Genomic DNA, 7,811 nt, shown 5'->3' on the forward strand with positions numbered 1-7,811 from the left:
GTGCGGCAGGTCACGGCCAACAAAAAACCCCCCGTGCCACGGGCACGAAGGGTCAGCGCGTCGGTCGGTGACCGGACGCGCTACGGGAGTACGAGGACGCCGCTGGTGCGGGCGTCTGCGAACATGCTGGTGCGAGGCACTCCGACAGAGTGCGCCTCACGACGCCGTGCCGTCAACCGCCAGGTCCCACCAGGTGGACACCGCTGTCCAGATCCGGCGCCCCGGTGTCCAGGAGGACGGGATCGAAGGCGTCCAGCAGCGCCCGGAGCTCCGCGAAGGGCATCGGACGCCCGAACAGGTACCCCTGCAGGTAGCGGCAGTCCATGGCCCGCAGCTCCGCCAGTTGGGACTCCGTCTCCACCCCTTCGGCGACGACGTCCATGCCGAGGGTGCGCCCGAGCTCCACGATGCTGGCCACGAGCGCCCGGCCGCGCGGGTCGGTGTCGACGTCGGCGATGAACTCGCGGTCCATCTTGAGGATCTGGACCGGCAGCCGGGCCAGGTAGGCCAGCGACGACCACCCGCGGCCGAAGTCGTCGAGGGAGAGGACGACGCCCATCCCCCGCAGCGTCTCCAGGTCGGCCACCAGCCGCTCCTGGTGGGCGTCGAGCAGGACGGACTCGGTCAGCTCGAGGATGAGCTTGCCCGGCGGCAGCTGGGCGGCCGAGAGCGCCGCGGCGACGTCGGGCACCAGGCAGCCGGCGAGCAGGTGCCGGACGGAGACGTTGACGCCCATCTGGACGTCCCAGCCGCCGGCCATCAGCACCGCCGCCTGGCGGGTGGCCTCGCCGAACACCCACCGCTGCAGCGGGACGATCAGGCCGTCCTCCTCGGCGAGGTGGATGAACTCGTCGGGCGGCACGGTGCCCAGCAGCGGGTGCTCCCACCGGACGAGCGCCTCCAGGCCGAGCACCCGCCGGTCGTGCAGGCCGACGACAGGCTGGTAGAGGACGCGCAGCTGCCCGTCCTCCAGCGCGGCCGGCAGGTCCCGGGCCAGCCGGGTGCGGCGGCCGAGCGCTGCGTCGACCGCCTCGCCGGAGGAGCGCACGCAGCGCTTCCCCGCCGCCTTGGCGGCCCGCAGGGCCAGGTCGGCCTGACGGACGACGGCCGGCACGTCGCCGGAGCCGTCGAGCTCGGCCAGCCCGATGCTGCCGGAGACCGCGAAGAGCGGACCGGCGCCGTCGTCGCCGGGGGTGGGCGCCCGGAACGAGCGGTCGAGTGCGACGACCAGCCGCTCGGCCAGCCCCATCGCCTCGTCCGGCCCGCCCGGCACCAGGAGCGCGAACTCGTCGCCGCCGAGCCGGGCGACCAGGTCCTGCTCCCGCGCACCCGCGCGGAGCTGGTCGGCGACCTGGACCAGCAGGTGGTCCCCCGCGTCGTGACCGGCCACGTCGTTGACCGCCTTGAAGCCGTCCAGGTCGACCAGCAGCATGCAGTTGGGTGCGCCGTCGGCAGCGCGGGCCAGCGCCTCGTCCAGGGCGGCCATGAAGCGGGCCCGGTTCGGCAGCCCGGTCAGGTAGTCGGTGTAGGCCATCCGCTCCAGCTCGCGCTGGTTGGACCGGCGGGCGGTCACGTCGCGCACATGGAGCACCAGCCCCTCGCGCAGCGCCGTCCCCGGGACCCCGGCACGCGCGGCACCGGAGAGCTCGACGTCCCGCCACTCGCCGTCGCCGGTGCGCAGCCGGACGGTCGGGGACGCCGCGGGCGCGACGCCGACGTCGGCGACCACCCGCTCCAGCACCTCCCGGTCGGCCGGGTCCAGCAGGTCGGCCAGCCGGCGGCCGGTGAGGTCGTCGGCGTGCCAGCCCAGCTGGCCCTGGACCGCGCCGGAGAGCCAGCGGACGGAGCCGGCCTCGTCCAGGACGAGCGTGACGTCCTCCGCGCTGGCCGCCAGCGCACGGAGGTAGGCCTCGGTCTGCACCAGCCTGCGGGTGAGCCGGGCGGCGTCGGTGGCCCACAGCACCCCGCGCGCCGAGGTCAGGACGATCACCACGCCGGTGAGCACCTGCCCGAGGCTGGAGAAGGTGTGCCCGGCGCTCAGCACCAGGACCACCATGGCGGCCACGCCGTAGGCGGTCCCGTGGCTCACCACGACGCCGAAGAGCGCCGGGGCCGGGGAGTCCTCGGTGCGGGTCAGCGGCGCGCCCGGGTCGTTGCCCACGGCGCGGATGGCGGCGGCGGCCATGCCCGTCCAGGCGAGGATGGTGAGCATGCCGGAGGCCTCGACGCCGAGCACGTTGGCGAGCGCACCCGACACGGCGACGACGACGAGGGCGGCCATCGCCACGAGCAGCCAGACGGCGGCCCGCCGGCGGGTCCGGTCCACGCGGGTGACCGTCATCAGGCCGACGCCGCAGAGCAGGGCCCCGGAGACGGGGTAGCCCACGACCAGCAGGGCGCCCAGCACACCGGTGCTGCGGGCCATGGCGTCGGACAGCACGACGACGCCGACCAGCACCACGGCCGCCAGGACGATCGCGCCGTCGAGGAGCTCGCGCACACCCCGGCTCCGCCCGGTCCGCGGGGGCAGGAGCAGCAGGCAGGTCGCGAGCGCCAGGGGCACGGCGGCGATCTGGGGCAGCTGCGCCCAAGCGCTCTGCCCGTGGCCGTCGGGGGTGTCGACCAGGGAGATCAGCTGCCCGGCGGTCAGCAGGGCGGCGACGGTGGCCAGCGCCCGCCACGGCCGGCGCGAGCGCCGGTCCAGCCGGTTCCCGTGCCGGGCGACGAGCACGGCCGCGACCGCCGAGACCACCGCGAGCAGCAGGGGGAACAGCCGCGATGCCGCGGAGCCCAGCTCGGCGCGCAGCACGACCGCCAGCACGGCGAGCCCGGCCAGCAGACCGAGGGCGAGGGCCGACTCCCGGCGTGACCGCGGCTCGCGCACAGCAGGCAGGGTCGCGCCCGGTGCCGGAGAACGGGGCGCGCCCCGGACCGGTGGTGCGGCTCCCCCAGTGGTCACGACTGTGTGGTCGGCACCCCGGAACCCGGCGACGAGCCGGGGCCCGCCGTGGTCACCCCAACGGGTCAGCCGCAGATGGCGCCCTGCGCCGCCGATCCGACGAGCTTGGCGTACTTGCCGAGAACACCGGTGGTGTACCGCGGGGGCAGCGGTTCCCAGCCCTCCCGGCGGCGGGCCAGCTCGTCCTCGTCCACCAGCAGGTCCAGGGTCCGGTTCGCGAGGTCGAGCCGGATCGGGTCGCCGTCGCGCACGAACGCGATGGGGCCACCGTCGGCGGCCTCCGGGGCCACGTGCCCGATGCAGAGCCCGGTCGTTCCGCCGGAGAACCGGCCGTCGGTGAGCAGCAGGACGTCCTTGCCCAGGCCGGCACCCTTGATCGCGCCGGTGACGGCCAGCATCTCCCGCATGCCCGGACCGCCGCGCGGGCCCTCGTAGCGGATGACCACGACGTCGCCGGCCTGGAGCGTGCCCTCGGTGACGGCGTCCATCGCGCCCTGCTCGCCGTCGAACACCCGGGCGGTGCCCTCGAAGACCTCGGTGTCGAAGCCGGCCGACTTCACGACCGCGCCCTCCGGGGAGAGCGAGCCGCGCAGGATGGTCAGGCCACCGGTCGTGTGGATCGGGGTGGCCATCGCGTGGATGATCGCGCCGTCCGGATCCGGCGGGGCGATCTCGGCCAGGTTCTCGGCCATCGTCTTCCCCGTCACGGTCAGCACGTCGCCGTGCAGCAGGCCGGCGTCCAGCAGCGCGCGCAGCACGACCGGGACGCCGCCGATGCGGTCGACGTCGGTCATGACGTAGCGGCCGAACGGCTTGACGTCGGCCAGGTGCGGCGTCCGGTCACCGATCCGGTTGAAGTCCTCGAGCGTGAGCTCCACCTGCGCCTCGTGGGCGATGGCCAGCAGGTGAAGGACGGCGTTCGTCGAGCCACCCAGGGCCATGACGACGGTGATGGCGTTCTCGAACGCCTCGCGGGTCATGATCTGCCGAGCGGTGATGCCCTTGCGGAGCAGGTTGACCACGGCCTCGCCCGAGGCGACGGCGAAGGCGTCGCGGCGGCTGTCGGGCGCGGGCGGGGCGGCGCTGCCCGGCAGGGCCATGCCGATCGCCTCGGCCACGCTGGCCATGGTGTTGGCGGTGTACATGCCGCCGCAGGAGCCCTGCCCGGGGCAGGCGGCCTTCTCGATGGCGGTCAGCTCGTCGCGGCTGATCAAGCCGCGCGCGCAGGCGCCGACGGCCTCGAAGACGTCGATGATCGTCAGGTCCCGGTCGCCGAGCTTGCCGGGCATCGTCGAGCCCGAGTAGAGGAAGACGCTGGCCAGGTCGAGGCGGGCCGCGGCCATCAGCATCCCGGGCAGCGACTTGTCGCACCCGGCGAGCAGCACCGAGCCGTCGAGCCGCTCGGCGAACATGACCGTCTCGACCGAGTCGGCGATGACCTCGCGGGAGACCAGCGAGGCGCGCATGCCCTCGTGCCCCATGGAGATGCCGTCGGACACCGAGATGGTGCCGAACTCCAGCGGGAAGCCGCCGGCGGCGTGCACGCCCTCCTTCGCCCGCTTGGCCAGCCGGTCCAGCGAGAGGTTGCAGGGGGTGATCTCGTTCCAGGACGAGGCCACGCCGATCTGCGGCTTGGCGAAGTCGTCGTCCCCCATGCCGACGGCGCGCAGCATGGCGCGAGCCGGGGCCTTGGCGTCCCCGTCGGTCACCTCGAAGCTGCGCGGCTTGAGCGGGCTGCGGGTCCCGCTGGCGGAGTCGTTGCCCGGGATGAGGTCCTCACCGATCGTCACGGGAGGGAATGCTAGGCCGGTTCCCGACGCCCACCCGGGGCGGGCTGATACTGGTACCGGTACCACCACCGAGACAGGGGACACCGTGACCGCCACCGCCCGCCGCGAGCTGGCCGAGTTCCTCGGCTCCCGGCGTCGTCAGCTCGCTCCGGGCACGGTCGGCCTCCCCACCGGCGGGAACCGGCGGACGCCCGGCCTGCGCCGCGAGGAGGTCGCGATGCTGGCCGGGGTGAGCCACACCTGGTACACGTGGCTCGAGCAGGGCCGCGACATCCGGCCCTCCCGGCAGGTGATGGACGCGCTCGCCCGCACGCTGCGCCTCTCCCCGGCCGAGCACGAGTACCTGCTCCGCCTCTCCGGCCACGGCGGGGCACCGGCGGACCGGCCCTTCGCCGGGGTGCCCGCCCACCTGCAGCGGCTCATGGACGCCCTCGCCCCCTCCCCCGTCTACGCGATCACCGCGAGCTGGTCGATCGTCGGCTGGAACCGCGCCTACGAGCGCCTCTACCCCGGGGTGGCCACGATGGCGCCGGCCGACCGGAACCTGCTGTGGGCCGTGTTCACCGATCCCGCCGTGCGCGACCTCCTGGGCGACTGGGCCACCGACAGCCGGCGCTTCCTCACCCAGTTCCGGGCCGAGGTCGGCCCGCGGCTGGCCGATCCGGAGGTCGTCGGGCTCGTCACCCGGCTGCAGGAGGCCAGCCCCGCCTTCTCCGAGGGGTGGGCCAGCCACGACGTCGACCGGTTCACCTCCACCGAGCGGCGGTTCGAGCACCCCGTCGTCGGCACCCTGGTGCTCGAGCACCACCAGCTGTCCCCCGCCGACGCCCCCGGCGTCCAGCTGGTCGTCTACACCGCCGTCGAGGGCACCGGCACGGCCGCGAAGCTGTCGCGGCTGGCCGGGTGAGAGGTCCGGGAGGATCGACGGCCGTGGACCCCACCGCCAGACTGCGGATGAACCGCACCGCACTCTTCCCCGTGGCCCTCCTGGCGCTGTGCGTCGTCCCGCTGGCCTTCGCCGCCCCCTGGACGCCGGTGCTGCTGCTGGTCCCCGTGGTGGTCGCGATCTGGGTGCTGCGCACCGGCGTGGACATCACCGCGGAGGGGCTCACCGTCCAGGCGCTCGTCGGCCGCCGGACGGTGCCGTGGACCGAGGTCGCCGGCATCCGGGTCGCCCCACGGGGCGAGCTGTGGCTGGTGACGACGGCGGGCACCGAGCTGCGCCTGCCCGTGATGCGGGCCCGGGACCTCCCCCGGCTCGCCCAGCTCTCCGGCGGCCGGCTCGAGGTGCCCGCCCCGCCCGTCCGGCCGAAGCCCGCTCAGTAGTCGCCGACGACGTTCTCCAGCGGCCGCCCCTCGAGGACCCGGCGGACCTGGGCGGTGACCGCCGCGGCCGCCCGGGCGTTCGTGTCCGGCACCGCGCCGCCGACGTGCGGCGTGAGCAGCAGCCCGGGCGCCGACCACAGCGGGTGGCCCGCGGGCAGCGGCTCCGGATCGGTCACGTCCAGCGCCGCCCGCAGCCGGCCGGTGGACAGCTCGGTCAGCAGCGCCACGGTGTCCACGACGACGCCGCGGGCGGCGTTGACCAGCAGCGCGCCGTCCTTCATCGCCGCGAGGAACCCGGCGTCCACCAGGCCGGTGGTCTCCGGCGTCACGGGGACGAGGAGGACGACGACGTCGGCGTCCGGCAGGAGGGCGGGGAGCTCCTCGATCGCCCGGACGCCGTCGCGCGCGGTGCGCGCCACGTAGGTGAGCTCGACGTCGAACCCGGCCAGCATCCGCCCGACGGCCCGGGCGATGTCACCGGCGCCGACCACGAGGACCCGGGCCCCGACCAGCGACCGGTGCGTGCCGAACGACCAGCGGCGGGCGTCCTGCTCGCGCACGAAGAACGGGATCCCCCGCTGCGCGGCGAGCGTGGTCGCCAGCACCCACTCCGCGGTCGACGGCGTGTGGGCGCCCCGGGCGTTGCACAGCAGGACCCCGTCGGGCAGCCGGCCGGCGAACTTCTCCGCGCCCGCGGTCATCAGCTGCACGAGTGCCAGCCGGGGCAGCGCGGCGAAGAACCCGGCGTCCGGCAGATCGGCGGCACCGGACCGGGGCACCCAGATCCGGGCGAGCGCGGCGTCACCCCCGGGCGGCCCGTCGGCGGGATCCGTGGGGTGGGCGTGCACCCGCGGCGAGACCGACTCCACGGCGGCGGCGAGGCCGCTCGAGGGCACCAGCACGTGGAGGGTCTCGTCGGGTCCCAGATGGAGTCCGGCCACGCGGCCGACCCTATGCGTCGCTTCTCCGCGCCGGGGGACGTCCTTCGTCCGTCGGGCGCCGAACGGATGTGACCCCGCACGAGGAAAATCTGGCGCACCGCCGGATGGTGCGCAATGCAAGCGGTCGTTCACGCACCGTAAATGCGGTCGGGAAAATTTTCGGGATTTTGTCAGGCGAGATGGCCCAGCGGTCTCATTTGTGCCTACCGTGAATGCATCCGCGGATTCGGGGACGGGCTGGAGCGACGGACATCCGTCTCTCTCTCTTGGAATCGACGCGCATTCCTGTTGCTCTTCGTGGCCACTGGCGCCTGGCTGGCCCTGGCCGTGGTCGGCGGCTCGGCGAGCGCCTCGGAGCAGGCATCACCGAACAACCGCAACGCCATCGGCACGGTCCTGGAGCACGTGCCAGGTGACGCCGCCGCACGCGCGCTCACCGAGCGAGCCACGGGAGTGGTCGAGCGGGTGGCGGAACCGGCCACGCGCGACCGGGACGAGCCGACCCTCGAGGCGGTCGTGGACACCGTGGCCGAGCCCGTGCCGACACCGGTCGTGGACACCGTGACCGAGCCCGTACCGACACCGGTCGTGGACACCGTGACCGAGCCCGTACCGACACCGGTCGTGGACACCGTGACCGAGCCCGTACCGACACCGGTCGTGGACACCGTGACCGAGCCCGTACTGACACCGGTCGTGGACACCGTGACCGAGCCCGTACTGACACCGGTCGTGGACACCGTGACCGAGCCCGTACTGACACCGGTCGTGGACACCGTGACCGAGCCCGTACTG

The 7,811-nt window shown here is 74.4% G+C and carries 6 protein-coding genes; 3 read left to right on the top strand and 3 right to left on the bottom strand.

The genetic code is table 11. The features are described 5' to 3' along the window. Positions 1-172: 172 nt before the first annotated feature. A complete protein-coding gene (locus C5507_RS16895) occupies positions 173-2,884 on the bottom strand; it encodes a putative bifunctional diguanylate cyclase/phosphodiesterase (protein ID WP_104529678.1) in 2,712 nt (903 codons plus the stop codon). A gap of 140 nt (positions 2,885-3,024) precedes the next feature. Further along, a complete protein-coding gene (gene ilvD / locus C5507_RS16900; RefSeq protein ID WP_104529679.1) occupies positions 3,025-4,749 on the bottom strand; it encodes a dihydroxy-acid dehydratase in 1,725 nt (574 codons plus the stop codon). Positions 4,750-4,834: 85 nt separating this feature from the next. Between ilvD and C5507_RS16905 the strand changes: the two genes are divergently transcribed. Both C5507_RS16905 and C5507_RS16910 read left to right on the top strand, forming a co-directional pair. Continuing rightward, complete coding sequence (locus tag C5507_RS16905) at positions 4,835-5,656, top strand: helix-turn-helix transcriptional regulator (protein WP_242611120.1); 822 nt, start codon at positions 4,835-4,837, stop codon at positions 5,654-5,656. Between the two features lie 23 nt (positions 5,657-5,679). Then, positions 5,680-6,075, top strand: coding sequence for a PH domain-containing protein (locus tag C5507_RS16910; RefSeq protein WP_242611121.1), 396 nt, complete (start codon positions 5,680-5,682; stop codon positions 6,073-6,075). On the opposite strand, the gene C5507_RS16915 is transcribed toward C5507_RS16910, so the two are convergent. Then, positions 6,069-7,016 carry an NAD(P)-dependent oxidoreductase gene (locus C5507_RS16915; RefSeq protein WP_207225797.1) on the bottom strand — a complete coding sequence of 316 codons (948 nt, stop codon included), beginning with the start codon at positions 7,014-7,016 and terminating at the stop codon, positions 6,069-6,071. The two genes, C5507_RS16910 and C5507_RS16915, sit on opposite strands and share 7 nt — an antisense overlap. A 297-nt stretch (positions 7,017-7,313) precedes the next feature. Here C5507_RS16915 and C5507_RS16920 point away from each other — a divergent pair. Next, the coding region (locus C5507_RS16920) for a hypothetical protein (RefSeq protein WP_211295531.1) at positions 7,314-7,811 on the top strand (498 nt) is incomplete at its 3' end.

Source organism: Blastococcus saxobsidens (assembly GCF_002938435.1).
GTDB lineage: Bacteria > Actinomycetota > Actinomycetes > Mycobacteriales > Geodermatophilaceae > Blastococcus > Blastococcus saxobsidens.